This is a genomic window from Zymobacter palmae, from assembly GCF_003610015.1.
In the GTDB taxonomy this organism is placed as follows: Bacteria; Pseudomonadota; Gammaproteobacteria; order Pseudomonadales; family Halomonadaceae; genus Zymobacter; species Zymobacter palmae.
On sequence record NZ_AP018933.1, the window covers coordinates 350142 to 369846 of the forward strand.

Consider the following 19705-nt stretch of genomic DNA (forward strand, 5'->3'; position numbering starts at 1 on the left):
TCGGGGGCACCCAGTGAATGCACGCCTTGGCCTGACGTATTCACTGCCTGCGTGGGATTATGCCACACGCGGTCCAGATGACGTAATGGGGGCTTAATCATCGGAAGGCAAGGCCTTGAACGCCTCGATAGCGCGCAGGCGTGCTGCCTTGTGATCGACGATCGGGGCCGGATAGCCACAGCGACTGCGCGTTGCCGCGTCAGGAAAATGCCGCTGCTTGGCTGGTACCGAGGCCAGTTCGGGTACCCACTGAGCGATGAAATCACCGTTCTTATCAAAGCGTTCCGACTGAGTCACTGGATTGAACACCCTGAAATAAGGTGCCGAGTCCGTGCCCGTGGAGGCGGCCCATTGCCACCCGCCATTGTTTGCCCCTAGCTCCCCATCCAAAAGATGGTTCATGAAAAATGCTTCCCCCCAGCGCCAGTCGGTCAGTAGGTGCTTGGAGAGAAACGTTGCTGTCAGCATGCGCAGCCGGTTGTGCATCCAGCCGGTCGCCGTTAGCTGGCGCATGGCCGCGTCTACCAGAGGGTAGCCTGTCCGGCCTTCGCACCACGCCTTGAAGTGTGTGCGTTCGTTGAGCCACTTCAGGTGGCGAGTGTTTTCCTTGAACGGCTGGTGCATCGACACGCGCGGCGCGGCGACTAGGATGTGCTGATAGAACTCGCGCCATACCAGCTCGTTGATCCAAGTCGTGATGCCTTGGTGCCCATCGCCCAACCGTCCTTCATTCATGGATGCGGCAGCGTTGAGCGCTTGCCGAATCGAGATCATGCCCAGTGCCAGATGCGGTGACAGCTGGCTGGTGCCGTCGACGGCGGGAAAGTCACGCTGTTCGGCGTAGTGCTGTACGCGGCGGGTCAGAAAGTGGGCCAGCCGATCCTGCGCAGCCGCTTCACCAGCAGGCCATTGGCGCATGATGTGCTCAGCCGCAGCGGGCATGTCATCGAGCAGCGTGGTGCTGATGCCCGCAATAGGTGTCTGTGCCTGTGGCGCATCGTCTTGATGCAGCTGATCGGCGGTCAGATTGCGTAGCCACGCCTTGTAGAACGGTGTGTAGACGCTGTAATACTCACCCTTGCCTGTCAGCAGATCACCGGGGCGAAACAGCACGTGATCGGTGTGGCGCTCGACCGTCAGATTGTGGCGGCGCGCTTGTTGTACGACACCTTGATCGCGGCGACGTTCATCAAGCCCGTACTCATCGTTGAAATGAATAGTGCCACACTCGTTCCGTTGCGCAAACGAGATCAATTTACTGGGAATATCGGCAAAATGGTCGATATCCAGCATGATCAGCGGGATATTCAATACGTTAAGTGACTGTGCGAGTGCGGCTACGCCTCGCTGCCAAAAATCGAACCAGTTCGGGCCTCGGTCGTGAGAAGCCCACTGTTTCTGACTGCGGATGACCACGGCGATGACGGGGCCACGGCGGCGTGCGTGCGCCAGGGCACGGTGATCTTCGATGCGCAGATCACTTCTGAACCAGACTAGCTGGCGATCTGAAGGCATGTGGAACTCCTGAACCGAGGCGGGTAGACATGTGCGTTGTGCTACCAGTATAGAGCGTTGATTTCCCGTTGGGGTAATGCCAGCAAAAATAGCGCCAGCGAGTCAAAAGGGCACGATTGTGGTGAGCCTGCACTTTGCTGTCAAATCGTGGACCTCTTCTCCTATCCTGTAGGGATCAACGCCACGGCTGCTCTGCAGCGCTGCGGATCCATACCGTTATCCATTCAGGCACATTATGAACATACTGCTTACAGGCGCCACAGGCTTCATCGGTCGAGCGTTGTGCCGAAGATTGCGCCTTGATGGCCATAGCCTCACTGTGATCTCCCGGCGGCCGGAACAGGTCACCGCCCTTCTCGGGGCTGAGGTGGCGGCATTTAAGGATGTGCGTGCGCTATGGCAGCAACATCCCGATGCCGCCTTCGATGCCATCATCAATCTAGCGGGTGCACCGATTGCTGCTCGGCGCTGGACCCCAAACTACAAGCGTGAGCTGATCGACGGCCGTGTGCGAATGACACAGGATATCGTATGGCTGTGCGAGCAATTGATTGAATTGCCTCATGTTGTCATCTCTGGTTCCGCAATGGGGTTCTATGGCGATCAGGGCGCGGCGGCGGTCACTGAGGCTACGGCGCCGCACGATGATTTTGCCCATCGGCTGTGTCAGGCATGGGAGCTTGCCGCTTCGCCACTGGCAGAAAGCGGCGCACGCCTGATCACGCTGCGTCTTGGGCTGGTGTTAGGGCGCAGCGGAGGCATGTTGAAGTCGATGCTGCCCGCCTTTCGTTGCGGGATGGGTGGGTGGATCGGTCGAGGCCGCGCCATGATGCCGTGGGTGCTGTTAGATGATGTGGTGCGCGCGATCATCTATATGCTGACCGAGCCGTCACTGTCCGGCCCCGTCAACATGAGCGCCCCTGTACCCGTCAGCCAGCGTGATTTCATGAAGGCTGTGGGGCATGCCTTGAATCGTCCCGTGTGGGTCAGAGTGCCGACATTGGCGGTATGGCTGGCGCTGGGAGAACGGGCATCGCTGCTGACCGCCAGCGTGAACATGCGGCCTACCAAGCTGCTTAGCAGCGGTTTTGCCTTTACGGCTCCACAGCTGCCTGCGGCGTTGGCTAAGGCACTGCACGATACATGAGCCTGTCGACAGGGCAGAAGCATCATAGCCCTGCGGTCGACGCTAGCGTTGGGGGCCGCGGGCCATATCGGCATGTGCTTTGATGCTGCTCGTGGTAGGAGAGACGTATGGCGGGTGACAGACGAGGCCGGCGTGAGGAAGAATGGTGGTTCTGCGGCCGTACGCCTTGCTGGTTTTGGACACCGTAGGTCCTGTTGGCCTGCCTGCGGCGCATGCCTTGGTGCTGCTTCGGTAGGGTAGCTGTATTGGTGAGGGCTTTGGTTAGATGAGGGTGAGGGGATGAGCGGTGTATTGCTTACTCTAGAAATGGTTGCCCTTACGGTGATACATGCAGCGGTACACACCCTGTCGATACCCGTCTCGGTAGCGCATGGAGGTGTTGACAATGATTGTAAAGGCGTGGGGTAAGATAGCGTCAGAGAAAGGGCTTTTGTAGCTGTTATGCTGCTATCGTCGGGCAATGGCAGTGTTCTGAGATGAAGAAGCGATGATGTTATGCCCGATGATGACAGCGCCCATACGGGAGAACCGTATGGGCGCTGTTGCGTATAGGCGTACTGCCCTTTGGCGATCAGCTGTTGGGATCAACCGTGACGATGACGCGTACGGCATCCAGGCGCAGGCGGGAGTCGTTGATGGCGACTTCCAGTTGGTCACGCTCCTGCTGCAGGGCGTCAATCTCATCCTGGCGGATGCCCGGCGTGCGTGCGGCCAGTGCCTTGAGGCGTGCCAGTTCCTGATCCAGCGTATCGCACATACCCTGATGCGCGGCTTTCACCAGTGCTGGCAGCTCGCGATCGGCTTCGCCTTCGGCCTTGTCCAGCATCTCACGCAGCTGCGGCAGGCACTGCTTGATGATATCGCGGGCCATCGCACGCTTAACACGCTGCAGGTGCTTGGCTAGACCGCCAAACGAGACGTTCTTCGTCAGCACCTGACCGCCTTGATCCAGCAAAACGCGGATAGGTGTCGGTGGCAGGAAGCGGCCTGCATGCAGTGCCTTGGGCGCGGGCGTCTGCGTGACGAACATCACTTCGGTCATCAGGCGGCCCGCCGGAATCGCGGGGTGCTTGAGCAGGGCCAGTGACGTATTGCCGTGCGGGCTGTCGATTGCGCGTGACAGCAGTTCCTGCACCAGCGGGTGTTCCCACGACAAGCGTTCTACGTCATCACGCTCTAGCGCAACGCTGCGCGAGAACGTCGCCGAGAAGCCTTCTTCACCCTTGACCAGTCCAGGCAGACCGTCCAGCAGTTGGCCCGTTGGTGCAATGTGGTACAGCTCGCCACCGAGGTCCTTGATGTCGAACCCGAACACTTCGCTGGCCTGTTCCAGATAGCGTGACAGCTTCTCTTGATCGTCCAGCTCAGTAATTAGATCGGCCATGGCCTGCGGCTGACCAGCCGTGCGGTGCGCGAGCAGGCGATAGCGGCCGGCTTGGCGTTTCTGGCGGCGTTCTTCTAGTGCGTCGCGGGTATCTGCGATGACGGCATCTAGCTCGTCGGCATCCAGCAGCGCGGCATCCAGCGATTCATTAAAGGCGTCGTAGAGTTCGCTGCCCAGCCCGGTCGGTTCACCAAAGCTCATCACGCCTTCGGCATACCAGCGGGCAACCGCTTCCATCGGTGTGCCTTCAAGTGTGAGCAAATGAATGTCGATCGGGTGCTGTTGACCGATACGGTCGAGGCGGCCGATGCGCTGTTCGAGCTGATCCGGATGAGTCGGCACATCGAACATGATCAGGTGGTGGCAGTTTTGGAAGTTGCGACCTTCCGCACCGACTTCGGCACAGATCAGTAACGGGCAATTGGATTCGCCGTCGACGAAGGCGGCCGCGGCACGGTCACGTTCGATCAGCGACATGTGCTCGTGGAAGACGGGCACATGCAGGCCCGCGATGACGCGCAGCCCTTCTGCCAGCGAGCGCACCGTAGCGCTTGAATGGCAGATAACCAGCGCCTGTTCGCCCGGGTGTTCTTCTACCCAGTCGATGATGGCCTGTACGCGGGGGTCAATCTTCCACCACGGATCAGCATCTTCGGTCGTCAACGCCATATAGGTGTCTTCGGGATAGAGCAGTAGGTCGGGGTAGGCCAACTCGTGCTCAATCATCAGCGTATCGAGGTAGTCCTCATTGCGCTGGAGGCGGCGTACGACACGCTGATAGGGCAGTGGTGCTTCCAGTCGCTGGGTATGCAGGCGGCGTTCTGGGAAGCCTGCGATGTCGCGGCGGCTGTGGTGGAACATCACACGGCCGAGACCGTGACGGTCCAGCAGCGCGCTGCGCAGACGCGCGAAGGCCAGTTGTTGAGCATCCTCGTCACCGTCGGCACGTAGTGCCTGCCATGCCTGCTGAGCGTCCTCGTCATCGGCAATGAAGGCCAGCAGTTGGGCTTCCCGTTCGGCCGAGAGCGGGGTGCGCTGTTCGTGCAGGGCGACGAGACCATCCATGATGTTGGCCAGCGGCGCATGACGTTCTTCTTCCTGCTTGAACGTCTCTAGATCGTGATAACGCTCGGGGTCGAGCAGTTGCAGCAGGGCGAAGTGGCGTTCTGCTCCGAGCTGTTCCGGTGTGGCGGTCAGCAGCAGTACGCTGGGAATCTGAGCGGTCAGCGTTGAGACGAAGGGATAGCCGCTATCGGCGTCTTCTTCATTGAGGTGATGAGCCTCGTCGACGATCAGCATATCCCACTGGCAGGCTTCTGCCTGCTGCTGGCGGCGCGGATTGGCGAACAGCCACTGAGCACTGGCCAGTACCAGCTGAGCCGTGTCGAATGGGTTTTCATCGGGGTACTGCTGGCTCTGCTTTTCATCAAGCAGGCGCGCTTCCAGCCCGAAGCGACGCAGCAGCTCGACCAGCCACTGGTGAGTCAGGCTTTCCGGAACCAGAATCAGGGTGCGGCCAACGCGGCCTGTGACCATCATACGGTGCAGGATGAGGCCTGCTTCGATGGTCTTGCCTAGTCCCACTTCATCGGCCAGCAGGACGCGCGGGCGGTGGCGATTGGCCACGTCGAGTGCAATGCCGGTTTGGTGCGGGATCAGGTCGACCTTCGGCCCTGAGAAGCCGTAGCCGGGGTGGCGCTGCAGACGCGCGTGGTGATTGAGGCTGCGGTAACGCAGGTTGAACGCGTCGTTGCGATCGACCTGACCTGTCAGCAGCTTGTCGCGGGCCTGATGGAAGGCCATGCGATCGTTGAGGCAGGATTCGGGGAGTTCGGTCAGCGTACCGTCCTGTCTGGCGCAGATATACGTGACCAACCCGTTGGCATCTTCCTTGATGTCTTCGACGCGAAGGGTTTCACCGTCGGCGGATTCCACCTGATCACCGCTGCCGAAGACCACGCGGGTTAGCGGGGCTTGGCGGGTGCTGTAGGTGCGCGTCTCTTCGCTAGCGGCAAAGTAGACTCTGACGGTGCGGGCATCACAGAAAAGGATGGTGCCCAGCCCAAGATTCGCTTCGCCATCGCTGATCCAGCGCTGGCCTGGTGTGAAGTCGCTCATAGTTCAGAGAAGTGCCCGTAAAGATTCATGGTGCCCGGTTTATAGGGGCGCATATTCTAGCGGCTCGCCCTGCCAGCGGATAGTGCGTTGTAGTCGATAATGCACTTCATGTCGCACCCCACATTCGGAGGGGATCTGGCAGCACCCCGCGTGCTGTCTGGGCATGGCCGTCATAGGGCCTACTGCAATTTCAATACACAGCGTTAAATAAAATCACGGGCAAGGGGAGTGGTAAGGCATGACCGTTGCTCAGACAATGCCAGACCACGTGGGTGCGAAGACGGTATGAAGACTTCGTGTAACGCGGTACCGCGCACTTCGCGTTTGCTGTGTATCCTGTATTCTGAATCTAGCTGCACGCCCAGATGAACGTGACGCAGGCCGTCACTCTTTTCTTTCCGCCACAGCAGACCACGCGCATGCCTTCATCCTTGCATTCCACGTCTTCTCCTACTCCCGAATCGTTGTCATCGCTGCAGCGGCTGGCCGCACAGGATCAGCACCACGCTGGGCGCTCGGGGTTCAGGCTGTTCGCCCACGGCGGGGAAGCATTCGCGCTGCGTGCGGTGACGGCGGATCAGGCCCGCAGTACGCTGGATATCCAGACCTACATTCTGGAAGACGGTCACAGTACGCGGCGATTGATCACGCGCATCATCGACGCGGCCGAGCGCGGCGTGACCGTGCGACTATTGGTCGACGACCTTAGCGTAGGGGGATTGCAGAAGCGCTTGGCCATGCTGGATGCGCATCCGCGCGTCAGTGTGAGGATATTCAATCCGGTACGCCACTGGCGCCGTGTCGCACCACTGCGCTGGCTCACTTTTGCGCTGCAGGCGCGCCGTCTGCATCGGCGGATGCACAATAAATTATGGCTGGCCGACGATGCGATTGGGATTGTCGGCGGGCGTAACCTCAGTGATGACTACTTCAACGTCAATCCGGCGCACGATTTTTTGGACATTGATGTGGCGGCTGTCGGCGGTCCTGCCGTTGCGCAGATGAAACGCTCGTTCGAGGCCTACTGGCAGCACGAACTGGCCGTGCCGCTGACCACCTTCATCACGGCGCCGGAAGGAGACTGGCGCGAGATGTATGCGCTCTGTCACCGCTCGACCAAGGGGACACGCTATACCCAATCGCTGGATACGCTGTGCGCTCGGTCGCTCGATAGTCTGTTGAGCCCGCTAACGTGGGCGACCTCTTCGGTGGTGTGGGAGTCTCCCGATGCTGCCGGTGCCGCGGGCCTGCCGCCTATCGGGATGCGTATGAGCCATGCCGTAGGGCAGGCGCTTTCCTCGGTGCAGCATCGCCTGCTGGTCATTTCCGGCTATTTCGTGCCAGAGCAGCTTGATACCATCGACATTTTTGGGCTGGCTCATCGAGGGGTGCAGATATCCGTATTGACCAATGCGCTGGAGGCGTCGGATGTGCCTATCGTGCACGGTGGCTATGCGCCACATCGCAAGGCGCTGTTGGAAGCGGGGGTGAAGTTGTATGAGGTACGCCGCAAGCAGCGCGTAAAGCGCGAACGATTGCATCGCCGACGCCATGCCCACAGTCGTCCACGGCTGTCGCCTTCTCAGTCCTATAGCCTGCACGCTAAAGCAATGGCGCTGGACAGCGATCGTCTGATCGTTGGGTCGTTCAACATTGATCCTCGTTCCGTGTGGTGGAACTGCGAAATCGCGGCCATCATCGACAGCCCTGCGCTTAACCGACAGCTCACCCTGATCGGCGAATGGGGCAAGCAGCCACGCTATAGCTTCCGTGTTCGGCTGCATGAAGGGGCGCTGCAATGGCGCACCCTTGATGACCGCGGTCATTCACAGGTGCTGACGCGTGAGCCAGGCTCGCCGTGGCGACGCTTTCAGGCGTGGTGCTGTGCCAAGCTCGGACTGGCGCGGTACCTGTAGCTAGATATCAGATACATGTTGGTTAATGGCTGAGCTTGAAGGGCGAGCGCTGGCACAGGGCCTCGATATAGTCTGCTGGCAGTTCGCTCGGTGCGCAGTGAATGACCGCCTCATTGCCTGCGCCGCGGTTCTCCATTGCTTTGATCTGTGAATACTCGTCCAGAACAAACATAGGGTAGATCGGGCCTGCATCGCGCAGGGTGCGCATTTCATCCAGATGCTGATTCTGGAAGCAGACTGTCTTTTGCGGCGCATCGGCAATCCAGCGTGGAAAGAACGCTGTACCGTGAGTCAGCCCATCCCTTAGGTTGAAGACTAAACAGACCGCGGTGCCGGTCGGTTCTTCCCACGTCACCTTGAAGATATCCTCGGCGATGCAGGCGATATGAGCAGGCTGACTTTTCACCCAGTGCCCCCCAACGTCGCCGCTGTGAATCCGGTAGTCGACACGGTCTGCCTGCTTGATGTACATCTCGTAGCACCAACCATTCTCGTAGGTGTACAGAATATGCTGGCCAACAAAGTGTGCTATTAGAGACGCGTAATGATCATGCATGATGGGTGTCCTTTCATGAGGGGTTTATTTTCAGCGTAGTCTGCCTCTTCATGAAGAAGACCTGTCCGATAGGCAGGAGTGTTCGTGGGCGAGCGGCGGCTCGATAGCCGCAGTTGATAAAGACAAGTGGTAACAGCCGTTGATAGCAACAGTTGATAACAACAGGAGTAGTGATATGCCGCAGTGCCTTCGGACGGTTGCCACCGCCCTTTGCGTCGGTGTCATCAGTAGTGTCTTTTCGCTGGCTGCACAGGGAGCCACCATGCTGGAACATTGGCCAAGCGCTCAGGCCCGTCAGATTGATGCCATGATTGATGCCAATCGTGGTCGTGAAGGGGCCTATGCCGTCTTCGATATGGACAACACTAGCTACCGTTACGATGCGACCGAAGCGCTGCTGGCGTGGATGGAGTACAAGGGGGTGCTGACCCGCGAGCGTCTTGACCCCTCGTTGAAGCTGATTCCTTTTCGCGATGAGCAGGGCGTGCATGAAAGCCTGTACAGCTACTACAACCGCCTGTGCAGCGAAGTTGATGACCTTGTGTGCTACCCGTGGATCGCACAGGCCTTTTCAGGCTTCACCTTGCGCGAACTGAAACAGAACGTCGATGACATGATGGCCGATGGACGACCGATTCCGGTCAGCTACTGGTCGGGCCATACGCAGAAGCAAAGCACTGTGAACCCGCCTCGGCCGCTGAAAGGCATGCAGGAGCTGTATCACTATCTGCAGGAAAACGGCATCAAGGTGTATGTGATGACGGTGGGGAACGAAGAGATCGTGCGCATGATCGCCAGCGATCCCCAATATGGCTATGGGCTGGACCCTCGGCAGGTCATCGGCATCAACATGTTGTTGAAGGATCCCCGCACTGGCGCGCTAACGACGTCCCGCTTCCAGATTCGTGATGGTCAGTACGATCCACAGAAGAACCTCGATAAGGTATTGACGCCATATCTGGTTAATCCGATGACCTGGTTCGAAGGCAAGCTGGGCACGATTACAGGCTGGATTGATCAGTGGCAGATGCCCGTGATGGTAGGCGGTGACACACCGCGTTCGGACGGCTTTATGCTGTTGAACGGTGTAGATGTCGAGCACGGCGGCGTGCGGCTGTGGGTGGTGCGCAAGCCCGCCGCGCTACAGCAGATGCGCGATTGGCGCCACGCGTCCGCTGAACGTCAGAAGGCACTGGGGCAGCCCGTGACGGCCGATCAGAACTGGATTGAGGTCTCTCAGGATGAATTGGATACCTCTCGGTAGACCGCCGTTTGTTCAGTGGTGGTGCGTATGGTGAAAAAAGCCATGCAACATGCAAAGAGGCGCCTGCGGGTGCCTTCTTTTTTTGCATAGCGGGGAGAGGAGCCGATGGTGGGGTATCTGGCTGTAGGCCACTAGTGTCTGGTGGGCGGGTACTGACCGAGCCTTGTGCCCACCAAGAGCAGAGTGTTCATTGAGAGAAGAGAAGCACTATTCGCTGTCTGCCGTGTCGGCGAAAGGGGCGATGACGCGGTAGAGGGAGCGTATCGAGGGATGACGATAAAGGCTAAATCTTAGATATACAAAAAGCCCCTCAGGCGTTGAACCTGAGGGGCTTTTGTCGAGAATCCTGGTCGGAGTGATAGGATTTGAACCTACGACCCCTGCCTCCCGAAGACAGTGCTCTACCAAGCTGAGCTACACTCCGACATTCGACAAGTTATTGAACAGCTAGCATTTTATGCTGCTGTTCGCCTCATCGACAGGGGCCATTATACGCATTCTTGCTTCGAACGCAAGCCCTGATTCAGACAGAACGCTCTACAGCCTGCCGTGCCAGCAGTGAAAGGCTGTCCTTGAAGGGCGAGTCAGGAATGATGGCTAGCGCTTCCAGCGCACGCTGAGCGCGATCGTTGGCCTGCTGGCGCGTGTAGTCGAGCGCACCGGTATCGCGGACGATACGCAGGATCGTCTCTAGGTGATCCATACCATCGCCTTTTTCGATTGCCTGACGGATCAGTGCCGCTTCTTCGGCATTGCCTTTTTGCATAGCGTGCAGCAATGGCAAGGTGGGTTTGCCTTCGGCAAGGTCATCGCCCACGTTCTTGCCCATTTCGGCGGCATTGCCGGCGTAATCCAGATAGTCGTCGATCAACTGGAAGGCCATGCCCAATTCTTGGCCGAACACGCGCAGTGCTTCCTTGTGCGCTTCCGGTGCCGAGGTCAGCATGGCCCCCGTATGAGCGGACGCTTCAAACAGCATCGCAGTCTTACCGCGAATGGTGCGGTAGTAGTCATCTTCGCTGATGTCAGCGTTACCAATATTGGTCAGCTGGAGCACTTCACCTTCGGCGATCGTCGAGGTGGCGTGCGACAGCACGGCCATGATCGGCATTGAGCCAACATCGACCATCATTTCGAAGGAGCGGGAATAGAGAAAGTCACCGACGAGGATCGACGGTGCATTGCCCCACGTGTCATTGGCCGTCGCCTTGCCGCGTCGCAGGCTGGACTCGTCGACCACATCGTCGTGCAGCAGTGTCGAGGTATGCATGAACTCGATCAGCGCCGCCAGTAATGTGTGACGATCGCCTTCATATCCCAGTGCTCGTGCCGCCAGCAGTACCAGCAGCGGACGCACTCGCTTGCCGCCGCTGTCGACGATGTAGTGACCAATAGTCTCGATCAGCGTGACGCCGGAAGCCAGCCGTTCATGGATGATCCGGTTCACTTGCTCGAAGTCGTCAGCAACAGGGGCATGCGTGGGTAGGGCGCTCAATGACATGGGCATACTCAGTGTAAGACAGTAAGAACGTTAGGCGCGGACGAGCTAGCCGAGCGGTGTGCACGCCATGATGGCCATCATGTTATCGCATGATGGCGCGTCGTGTATGACAGATCGCCATTGGCCTGCCCAGCATGCCGCGAGTCACCCATCGCCGTCCAGCATCAACAGGTCGCTCATTCAGCTCATTACCTTACCATTTTAATCGGTGTTGGTCAGGCCAGCGCTGCCAAAGGCATCCGTCATCCAAGCGCATACCGTCCACTATAGCGACAATCTGCGAGCCACGATGCGCTGCGACGAAACGTCTGTCAGTGCGAGGGTGAGGTTTGCCCTCGCTTAACGCGACTTAAGGTATCCTAGGCAGCATTCGAGCGATGACATTGGCAGGGATGCGTGTCTCGCGTGATCACGACAGTACATAAAGGTACACAGGCACCGCCACGATCAGTACCGCGTATTTTCTATTGCCGTCTTCCTATATAAGAAACAAGGGCATGCTTCATGGCGCACTACTTACTGCTAGACCCCTCCACTTTCGATCCGCAGTCACTGACGACCCCTGCCATAGAGCAGCAGCAACAGCGCGATGCCGATAGCATAGCGACGATCGATAACCCCGCGATTCCTGCAATCGTTGCTGAGCAGCTGCGGTTGCAGCCGTGCGTTCAGGGCAGTGTCCTCTGGCAAGAGAGCCTCGAGTGGGCTGATTCCCTGCCGGAAGACTATCGCCCCTGCATCAGCGGCTGGCTTGACGCTGACCTTTCCACGCAAGCTCTGGCGATGGCCCTCAACGCCAACATGGTGCAGCCCATTCCCAACGGACGTCGAGCGCTCATTCGCCTGTACGACCCTCGCGTTCTTCAGCATTTGCATGTGCTATTAGGAGAGGAACAGCTCGCGGCACTGATTTCACCGGTAACACGCTGGACGTACAGCGACTGGAATCATGACCTTCGGACTATTGAGATCAAGGAGCCACGCCGACAGGTGAATCTGACGGAGGATCAGTGGGCTTCAATTAAACGGTTCGATGCCACGTCCCATGTGGTGAGCGTCTGGCGAGATATGCGTGCAGAGAGCGAACGCAAAGTCCCGCATGACGCCTCGGTTAAGGCCGATCGACAAGTGGCAAACGCGCTGAACTACGGGCTGGAAACCCAGATGGACGTGACCGCTTATGCCCTGTGTGGACTGGAGTACCGCGAAGACTTCGATCGGATACCCGAAGTGCAGCGCATGCTGCAACAGTGCGGACAGGGCACTCCGTTTATGTATTTCATTGATACGATTCAGAATGATTTTTTGATGTGATTTTTAATGGGGATAGAACAGTATGGATGGCTCAATAGTAATATGGAAAAAATAGCCGTATTTTTTATAGTTTTATTTCTTTCTAATATGGCTAATGCAGAAGAAAAATATTGCAGGTTAAATAATTATGATTGTTTTATTGATAAAGCCAGAAATGAAGTATCTGGGGGTGACCGAGAAAAGGGACTTGATATATTAAATTCAATTACTGGCCCTTCTATCAGTTCTAGAAAAATTTTGGGGATTTTTCTACGTGCGGAGGGTGATGACCCTATAACTATAGAACGATCTAGGCTACTGTTAGAATCTGCTTTTAGAGAAGGTGATTTAGATGCGGGAGGGGCGCTTGTATGGTTTTATTATGGAAGCCTCTTAGATCGTAGTGTATTTCCAGAAAATGAAGAGCGAGCTATTTATATTTTAAAGAAGATACTTAGCGAGAAAAAAAATGGTTCTGGAGAAACTGAATGCCTTTTGGGAGAGTTGCTTAAAAAGCATAATAGAGAAGATGAGGCCATTTACTGGTTAGAGAAAGCAGCCAATCGTGGATATCTTTTTGCGGGGCGCAGGCTGGTCCCTATTTTTTCTAGTGGCAAAAATAAGGACCTCGTCAAAGCGTGGTTCTATGGCACCATGGGTGGATCTTCGATGGCTAATGAACGACGCGAGATAGAGAAACAGATGACGCTTGAGCAGTTGGAGCAGGCGCAGCAGATGTCATGGGATTGGCAAGATGACCATCATATACGTTTGCCAGGTTACCGTGGACAGGGTAGTCCCATTATTTGGCAGGTGGAGTAGCCATACAGTTGTAGCATTAAGAGACTGTTTCAGAACCCTGACATCAACTTTTTAAAACAGATCATGGCACATCGTAGCAACGTGAAGGCGCAGTAAATATCGAGTCGGCATTCGTACCTAGCGACCGGCTCCCTAGCATGATTGAGCCATGCAAAAGTGCATTCTACTACCTAAAGGTGCCGACCTAGCGTCGTGCTACTGTCCTTGCCTCGGCGGGCTATGCGGGGCGTCATGCTTCGAACAACTCAGGCTTCCCGACAACGCGTGTAGGCATAGGCTTTGTCAGCGTGGAGCTTGTTCGGACGATGCCGAAGATGGCCGCGAGCGCCCTGCAGCCGAGGCACTACTTCCAGTAACGCTATCGTGCACGCTGGCGCCGGGAAAAGCACTACCAACGGTACACCATTGCCATCCGTCAGCAGATGACGCTTGCACCCAAGGCGCTCTCTATCGGTGGGATCGGGGCCTACGGCAGATTCCCCTTTTTCCCCTTTACAGATGAGCCATCCACTCAGGCGTGTTCCCTGTCAATGCGATCTGCCAGATGCAGGCATTGTAACCGCTCATGATGGAGTTGCTGCCAAGCGCCTGCCTCATGCCACTCTTTCAAACGTCGTCAACAGGTAGGGTAGGAGCCAAAGCCCAGAGAAACAGGCAGATGTCGCTAAGGAATCCCTGTCATCAGTACGAACAAGATGCCGGACAGCGCCTGTCGGTCAGATACACGAGGTCTTCCTCCGCGAGGGTCTGGTGCAATAGGTTGGATGATACGCCAGAGTTTGTTAGGAAGTAGCCATGCGGTGAGATTTTTGGGCAACATGGTTTTTCAAGAGATTTTGAAACATCCTCTAAATTAAACAATCACTATGGAAATAATGGAGTTATGGTGGATATTACTAATAGGGGGAAGATGTAAGTACCTATATTTTTCCAGAAATTAAAGTATTAAAGGGAAAAACAGTTGAAATAAATTTTTCCGAAAAAATAACAAAGGAAAAAAATAGCTCTGAGAATGAAATTTCGCTAAGTGTAAGTATTTGGGATGAAAAGGATTTTTATAATGATGTTTATAGAACTATGGTGCGATTTGATAATACGAGGATGGTGTAATGAATTCAAAGGTTTTTTATTTGCTTTATTTGTTTTTTTATCTACTAATTTGAATGCAAAAGAAAGAGTGGTGGATAAATATAATGGGGTAATTAATAAAGCGGAAAATGAAATAATGCAAGGCGGAGAGCATCGTGAGAATGGGCTTCATACTTTAGATTCTATAACAGGTGTTTCAGTGAATGCTCGCACTACTCTCGCCATTGATTTAATGTCACATGGGGGGATAAGAGATGTTGTTGCCCTAAAAGCAAGGTTGTTACTAGAATCTGCTTTTCGCGAGGGGGATATGGATGCAGGCCGATTTTTATTGAATTTTTATGTTGGAGAAAAAGTCGATACAAAATTTTTTCCTAAAAATAGCGGTCGAGCTATTTATATTTTAAAGAAGGTGCTTTCTCAGCATACATCTAGCTCGGGTATCTTAGAGAGCTTGTTAGGAGAGTTGTTGTTGGAACAAGGCCAGAAAAAAGAATCTATATTTTGGCTTGAACAGTCCGTCGACCGAGGTAATGTGCTTGCGACTAAAACATTAGTTTCATCTTTATCTTTTGGTGATGAAAAAGACGTTATGAAAGCATGGCTTTATAGCGACATAGGAGGAAGTTCTATGGCATCTGAGCGATATGAATTAGAACAACAAATGACCCCTGAGCAAATAGAGCAAGCTCAGCAGATGTCATGGGATTGGCAGGATGCCCATCATATACACATGCCTGATTATCGCAACCAAGGCAGTCCCATTCGCTGGCAGGTAAATTAGAGGTGCTTTTTTTTCTGCATCTGCGCTATAAAGAGTTGTAGAGGCAACCTCTTATAACTTTTATTATCGGGTATGCACGGTCAAGGCCATATACGGTTTTATATTGATAACAATACGGTGATATTAGCGGTGAGTTTTAAATATAACTTGCATGATGGCATCGTGAATGACGAGCCGCTATTTGTGCGCTCAATATGCCGTGATTTGATCTTTAGCATCCAGCATAAACTGACCGCCTATTTTTATGGTATTGCTTCATATTTTTAAAATAGTCTTTTGGCATTAGGAAAATGGAATGAAGAAGGTTTTTCTTTTTTTAATATGTTTTTCTATTTCTGGAAAGTCTTATTGCGACGAAAAACATTGTGGTTCAACTGACTATAGCTGCTTGATTAATAGTGCTCGTCATGAAATTTACCTTGGTCAGCGTGAAGAAGGTATAAGGGATTTGACTCCCATTACGGGGCTTTCGGTTGTATCGCGAAGAGTATTAGCAATTGCGATTTCTTCTGGTGATAGAGGAGATGATCCCCAAAATATGATGAAGTCGAAGCTGCTATTAGAATCAGCTTTTCGGGAAGGGGATATGGTTGCCGGAAACTTTCTACTAAATTTTTACTATGGTAGCGATGTAGATAGAAAATTATTTCCAGAAAATAATAATAGAGCTATTTATATTTTAAAGAAAATAATTCTCCAGCAAAAAGATAGTTCAGGAGAACTTGAATGTCTTCTGGGTGAGCTGCTTCAAAAAAACAATAAAGAAGACGAGGCCATTTACTGGTTAGAGAAAGCAGCCAATCGCGGATATCTTTTTGCAGGGCGCAGACTGGTCCCTATTTTTTCTAATGGCAAAAATAAGGACCTCGTCAAGGCTTGGTTCTACAGCGATCTTGGGGGAACCGGGATGGCGAGCGAGAAACATGCCATTGAGAAGCAGATGACGCCTGAACAGCTTGAACAAGCGCAGGATATGTCGTGGCAGTGGCAGGATGAGCATCACATCCATGTGCCGGGTTACCGTGGGCGGGGCAGTTCTCTGCGCTGGCAGGTAGAATCGCATTGATACGTTTTTAGTTCCATATGAATAGTTGTGCAATCAGTAGGTTACAACGCTTGGTCGCCAAGTGGTCGTGGTTGAGGACGTATGCTGTCCAGTGTCGTTTGTTATCGAATGAGTACTGGAGGTAGACCTTGAAAACGAACAACTGGTTGGTGGGTGGGGCCATGATTTTGCTGCTGTCCGTTCCTTCGGTGTGGGCACTGGAGGTCGGTGAGCAGGTCGTCTCGTCTTGCCCGTTGAACGATTGTGATGCAACGCTATCGCTGACCTATCTGGGCGAAACGTCGCTGTCGTGGGATTACAGCGTTGATGGCATCCCCTTTGGCGGAATTTCCGGGCTGGATTTCGATCCGGCCACCGGCCATTACATTGCGTTGAGTGATGACCGTTCAGAGCGTGCCCCAGCACGTTTCTATGAGCTTGCACTGGAGGTGACGGACGAGGGCATTGAGGATATTTCCGTTCTGCGTACCGTCAACCTCAAATACAAGACGGGTAAGTCGTTCTATAGGCGTGCGGTGGACCCCGAGTCGATTCGTTTGGGAGCGGATGGGAACGTCTATTGGACGACCGAGGGCAGTCGGGTGTCTGGGTTGCCTACCCAAGTGAAAGTAGCTGATCGTGATGGCAATTTCGTTCGTGATTTCGAACAGCCGGACGGGTTTGCTCCGACCTCGGACCGTTCTTCCGGCATTCGTGAAAACATGGCGTTCGAGGGGCTGACGTTCCTGCCTTCCGGCAACATGATCGCGGCGATGGAAACCGCGCTCTATCAGGACGGCGGGCAGGCATCGCTGCGGCACGGTACGTTGTCGCGCTTCGTTCGCTACGAGCCGACGTCGGGCAAGCCTACGGCCGAGTACGCCTATCCGGTATCGGCGATTCCGCAGCGGCCGCTGACTAGCCCGGTCGAAAACGATAATGGTGTGTCGGAGGTGCTAGCGCTGGATGAGCACCGATTGCTGGTCATTGAGCGTAGCATTGCGAGCGGTTTCGGGTTCACCATCAAGGTTTATCTGGCCGATACCAATGGGGCAACAGACATCTCTGGCATTGAATCGCTGACGGAAAGCCATAACGACATTGTGGCGATGCGCAAGCAGCTGGTCATTGATTTCCGTGCGTTGGGACTGACGCCCGACAATATCGAATGCGTGTCCTTTGGGCGCGACAGTGAGGGCAACGAAATTCTGGTCTTCGCTTCGGACGATAATTTCAGCGCCAGTCAGAAGACGCAGTTCTACGCCTTCCGGGTTAATCAACGTCCGCACTGATACCGTCATGTAGGAAAGCCCTCTTCACTGAATGTGTGAAGGGGGCTTTGTCGTTTGAGGGTCAGGGCGTGTGTGTAAGCACGTGCCTTGATCTTTGGGGGCGGCTGTCAGTGGTGGGCCACGGCCTGCTCAGCGTTCCTTGCACTGGGGGCGGCCTGTTGCGTTGCGTCTTCTTTGCGGCCGAGACCGGGCATGGTGGCATTGACCAGAATGGCGGCGTTGCCGTTGATCCGCCCCTTGAGCAGTTCCTGGTGGGCATAGGGCACTTCGTCGAAGCGGAAGACCTTGTTAAGTGTTGGGGAAATGCGCTTCTGGTTAACCAGCTGCAGAAACTCGTGGCACTCGCGGATATTGGCGTAGTGCGACCCCTGAATGCGCTTCTGATGCATCCACAGGTGGCGAACGTCGAAGTCGCAGTTATAACCGGACGTGCCGCCGACGGTGACGACCATTCCTGAGCGGTCGCAGATCTGCAGTGATGTCGGGAAGGTATCCTTGCCAGAGTGCTCAATCACCAGCTTTGGCAGCTCTTTCTGGCCCAGCGCTTTGAAGAAATCGCGACGGAAAGCGGCAAACGCTTTTGCCCAAGCGTCGTGCTCTTCGCTGGTGACGTTGGGCAACCGCCCGAAGTGGTGATAATGCTGGCGGATGATGTACCCCACGGCCCCCAGCGAGCGGATATATTCCCCTTTTTCCTCACTAGAGACCACGCCGACAGGCAGGCCACCCAGTGCGCGCACGATCTGTACGGACAGTGATCCCAGCCCGCCCGCCGCGCCCCAGATCAGCACCGGGTCGCCCGGTTTGACGTTGTTGGGTACCCAGTGGGTCAGCTGTTTGTAGGCCGTGGGCCCATTCAGCATCAAGGTGGCGCTTTCTTCCCAAGTCAAAAAATCCGGTTTAGGAAAGCACTGGTAGTCTTCGACCACAGTGTATTCGGCAAACGAGCCGTAGTTGCGTTCATAGCCATAGATCTCTTGAGAACGCGTGAACATGGGGTCCGGTGCCGTGCGTGACTCCATGGATGTGGCGTCGTAGATCGAGCAGGACACGACGACGGCATCACCGGGTTTGACGTGAGACACCTCAGCACCAACGGCCGTCACGATACCGGAAGCTTCCGACCCCCCGATGTGAAACGGCTCGGCGTTGCGGTTGCGCTTGCGGCGGGCAGCGATGACATCGACGGGGTTGCCCATGGCAGCCCAGACATTGTTGTAGTTGAGGCCGGCTGCCATGACGCGGATCAGCACTTGGTGGGACGACAAGGCGGGCACGGCGATGACTTCAGGCTGAATGGCATCAATGGGTTCGCCATAGCGTTCCGAGCGGATCACATAGGCGTTCATTGTCTTCGGGTAGTCTTGGTAGGCGAGCTGCTCTTGGCGAGAGGCCATGGTGTGCACTCCTTGTCACGAATGGTGTTTGTTGGCGTTATGAGTCGTCGCTATCAATGGGCGTGTGAAGGACGTATGGCGCGCTGGACTGCGAGGCGGCGTCCTTTGCGGAGCCGGTGTTATTCGTTCTGGTGGTGCCGGACGGGTTTGACGTGATATCCCCGCGTGACGATGCCGGTGGCGGTGGCGCATACGCTGTCTCGTGCGCTGTAGAGGCGCGCGGAGACAAACACCAGCTGCTGACTCTTCCTGTCGATTTGCGCTTCGATCCAAGCGGGTTTGTGGCGCACGATGCGCAGCAGTTTCATCGAGAACTCAATGACGCCAGAGGGCATGCCGCCGAGCGCGTTCAAGCCGCAGAGGCCAATAGCGGCTTCCATGGCCGCGCTGATGACCGAGCCGTTGATGCCGATGTCTTCCAGCACGCCGAAACCGCCGCGATGGCAGGGGTTGTCATCGTTGAGGTGCAGTCGAAGGCTGTGGTCATCGAGGTGATAGATATGAAGACCGAGCCGTTCGAACAGGGCTGAATGGTTGAAGCGTTTTACGACGTCGTCGCTGGTCATGACGGTGTATGCCTGT

General features: G+C 55.3%; 15 protein-coding genes and 1 tRNA gene. 8 read left to right on the forward strand and 8 right to left on the reverse strand.

The genetic code is table 11. The features are described from left to right. Window positions 1-93: 93 nt before the first annotated feature. Window positions 94-1515, reverse strand: coding sequence for a deoxyribodipyrimidine photo-lyase (gene phrB, locus ZBT109_RS01640; protein ID WP_027704546.1), 1422 nt, complete (start codon window positions 1513-1515; stop codon window positions 94-96). Between the two features lie 235 nt (window positions 1516-1750). On the opposite strand from phrB, the gene ZBT109_RS01645 reads away from it, so the two are divergent. After that, window positions 1751-2662 carry a TIGR01777 family oxidoreductase gene (locus tag ZBT109_RS01645; RefSeq protein ID WP_027704547.1) on the forward strand — a complete coding sequence of 304 codons (912 nt, stop codon included), beginning with the start codon at window positions 1751-1753 and terminating at the stop codon, window positions 2660-2662. Between the two features lie 571 nt (window positions 2663-3233). Here ZBT109_RS01645 and rapA read toward each other — a convergent pair. Beyond that, a complete protein-coding gene (rapA, locus tag ZBT109_RS01650) occupies window positions 3234-6164 on the reverse strand; it encodes an RNA polymerase-associated protein RapA (RefSeq protein WP_027704548.1) in 2931 nt (976 codons plus the stop codon). Window positions 6165-6529: 365 nt separating this feature from the next. On the opposite strand from rapA, the gene ZBT109_RS01655 reads away from it, so the two are divergent. Then, window positions 6530-8080 carry a phospholipase D-like domain-containing protein gene (locus ZBT109_RS01655; RefSeq protein WP_051523664.1) on the forward strand — a complete coding sequence of 517 codons (1551 nt, stop codon included), beginning with the start codon at window positions 6530-6532 and terminating at the stop codon, window positions 8078-8080. 22 nt (window positions 8081-8102) lie between these two features. Here the strand turns inward: ZBT109_RS01655 and ZBT109_RS01660 are convergent, their stop codons facing one another. Continuing rightward, entirely contained in the window at window positions 8103-8636 is a 534-nt protein-coding gene (locus ZBT109_RS01660) for a phenolic acid decarboxylase (protein ID WP_027704549.1), read from the reverse strand. Between the two features lie 175 nt (window positions 8637-8811). On the opposite strand from ZBT109_RS01660, the gene ZBT109_RS01665 reads away from it, so the two are divergent. Continuing rightward, window positions 8812-9900, forward strand: a complete 1089-nt coding sequence (locus ZBT109_RS01665; protein WP_027704550.1) for an HAD family hydrolase — start codon at window positions 8812-8814, stop codon at window positions 9898-9900. 347 nt (window positions 9901-10247) lie between these two features. On the opposite strand, the gene ZBT109_RS01670 is transcribed toward ZBT109_RS01665, so the two are convergent. Continuing rightward, window positions 10248-10324, reverse strand: a tRNA-Pro gene (locus tag ZBT109_RS01670). 99 nt (window positions 10325-10423) lie between these two features. Beyond that, window positions 10424-11401: an octaprenyl diphosphate synthase gene (gene ispB, locus ZBT109_RS01675; protein ID WP_084261722.1), complete on the reverse strand. Its 978-nt coding sequence runs from the start codon at window positions 11399-11401 to the stop codon at window positions 10424-10426. Window positions 11402-11905: 504 nt separating this feature from the next. On the opposite strand from ispB, the gene ZBT109_RS01680 reads away from it, so the two are divergent. Together ZBT109_RS01680 and ZBT109_RS01685 are read left to right on the forward strand one after the other, a co-directional pair. After that, window positions 11906-12715 carry a DUF4123 domain-containing protein gene (locus ZBT109_RS01680; protein ID WP_027704552.1) on the forward strand — a complete coding sequence of 270 codons (810 nt, stop codon included), beginning with the start codon at window positions 11906-11908 and terminating at the stop codon, window positions 12713-12715. Between the two features lie 6 nt (window positions 12716-12721). Further along, on the forward strand, window positions 12722-13516 hold the full coding sequence (locus tag ZBT109_RS01685) for a hypothetical protein (protein WP_027704553.1): 795 nt from the start codon (window positions 12722-12724) through the stop codon (window positions 13514-13516). 664 nt (window positions 13517-14180) lie between these two features. Here the strand turns inward: ZBT109_RS01685 and ZBT109_RS14175 are convergent. After that, window positions 14181-14336, reverse strand: coding sequence for a transposase (locus ZBT109_RS14175; protein ID WP_408646072.1), 156 nt, complete (start codon window positions 14334-14336; stop codon window positions 14181-14183). A gap of 240 nt (window positions 14337-14576) precedes the next feature. Here ZBT109_RS14175 and ZBT109_RS01695 point away from each other — a divergent pair, with 240 nt between their 5' ends. The 3 genes from ZBT109_RS01695 to ZBT109_RS01705 all read left to right on the forward strand — a co-directional run bounded on the left by ZBT109_RS01695 (window position 14577) and on the right by ZBT109_RS01705 (window position 17726). After that, a complete protein-coding gene (locus tag ZBT109_RS01695; RefSeq protein ID WP_027704554.1) occupies window positions 14577-15389 on the forward strand; it encodes a hypothetical protein in 813 nt (270 codons plus the stop codon). Between the two features lie 295 nt (window positions 15390-15684). Further along, complete coding sequence (locus ZBT109_RS01700) at window positions 15685-16455, forward strand: hypothetical protein (RefSeq protein WP_145984463.1); 771 nt, start codon at window positions 15685-15687, stop codon at window positions 16453-16455. Window positions 16456-16583: 128 nt separating this feature from the next. Further along, complete coding sequence (locus tag ZBT109_RS01705) at window positions 16584-17726, forward strand: esterase-like activity of phytase family protein (protein WP_027704556.1); 1143 nt, start codon at window positions 16584-16586, stop codon at window positions 17724-17726. Window positions 17727-17833: 107 nt separating this feature from the next. Here ZBT109_RS01705 and ccrA read toward each other — a convergent pair whose 3' ends face one another. Further along, window positions 17834-19123 (reverse strand): crotonyl-CoA carboxylase/reductase, encoded by a 1290-nt coding sequence (ccrA, locus tag ZBT109_RS01710; protein WP_084261723.1) that lies wholly within the window; start codon window positions 19121-19123, stop codon window positions 17834-17836. Between the two features lie 119 nt (window positions 19124-19242). Then, a complete protein-coding gene (locus tag ZBT109_RS01715; RefSeq protein WP_027704557.1) occupies window positions 19243-19689 on the reverse strand; it encodes a PaaI family thioesterase in 447 nt (148 codons plus the stop codon). Window positions 19690-19705: the final 16 nt, after the last annotated feature.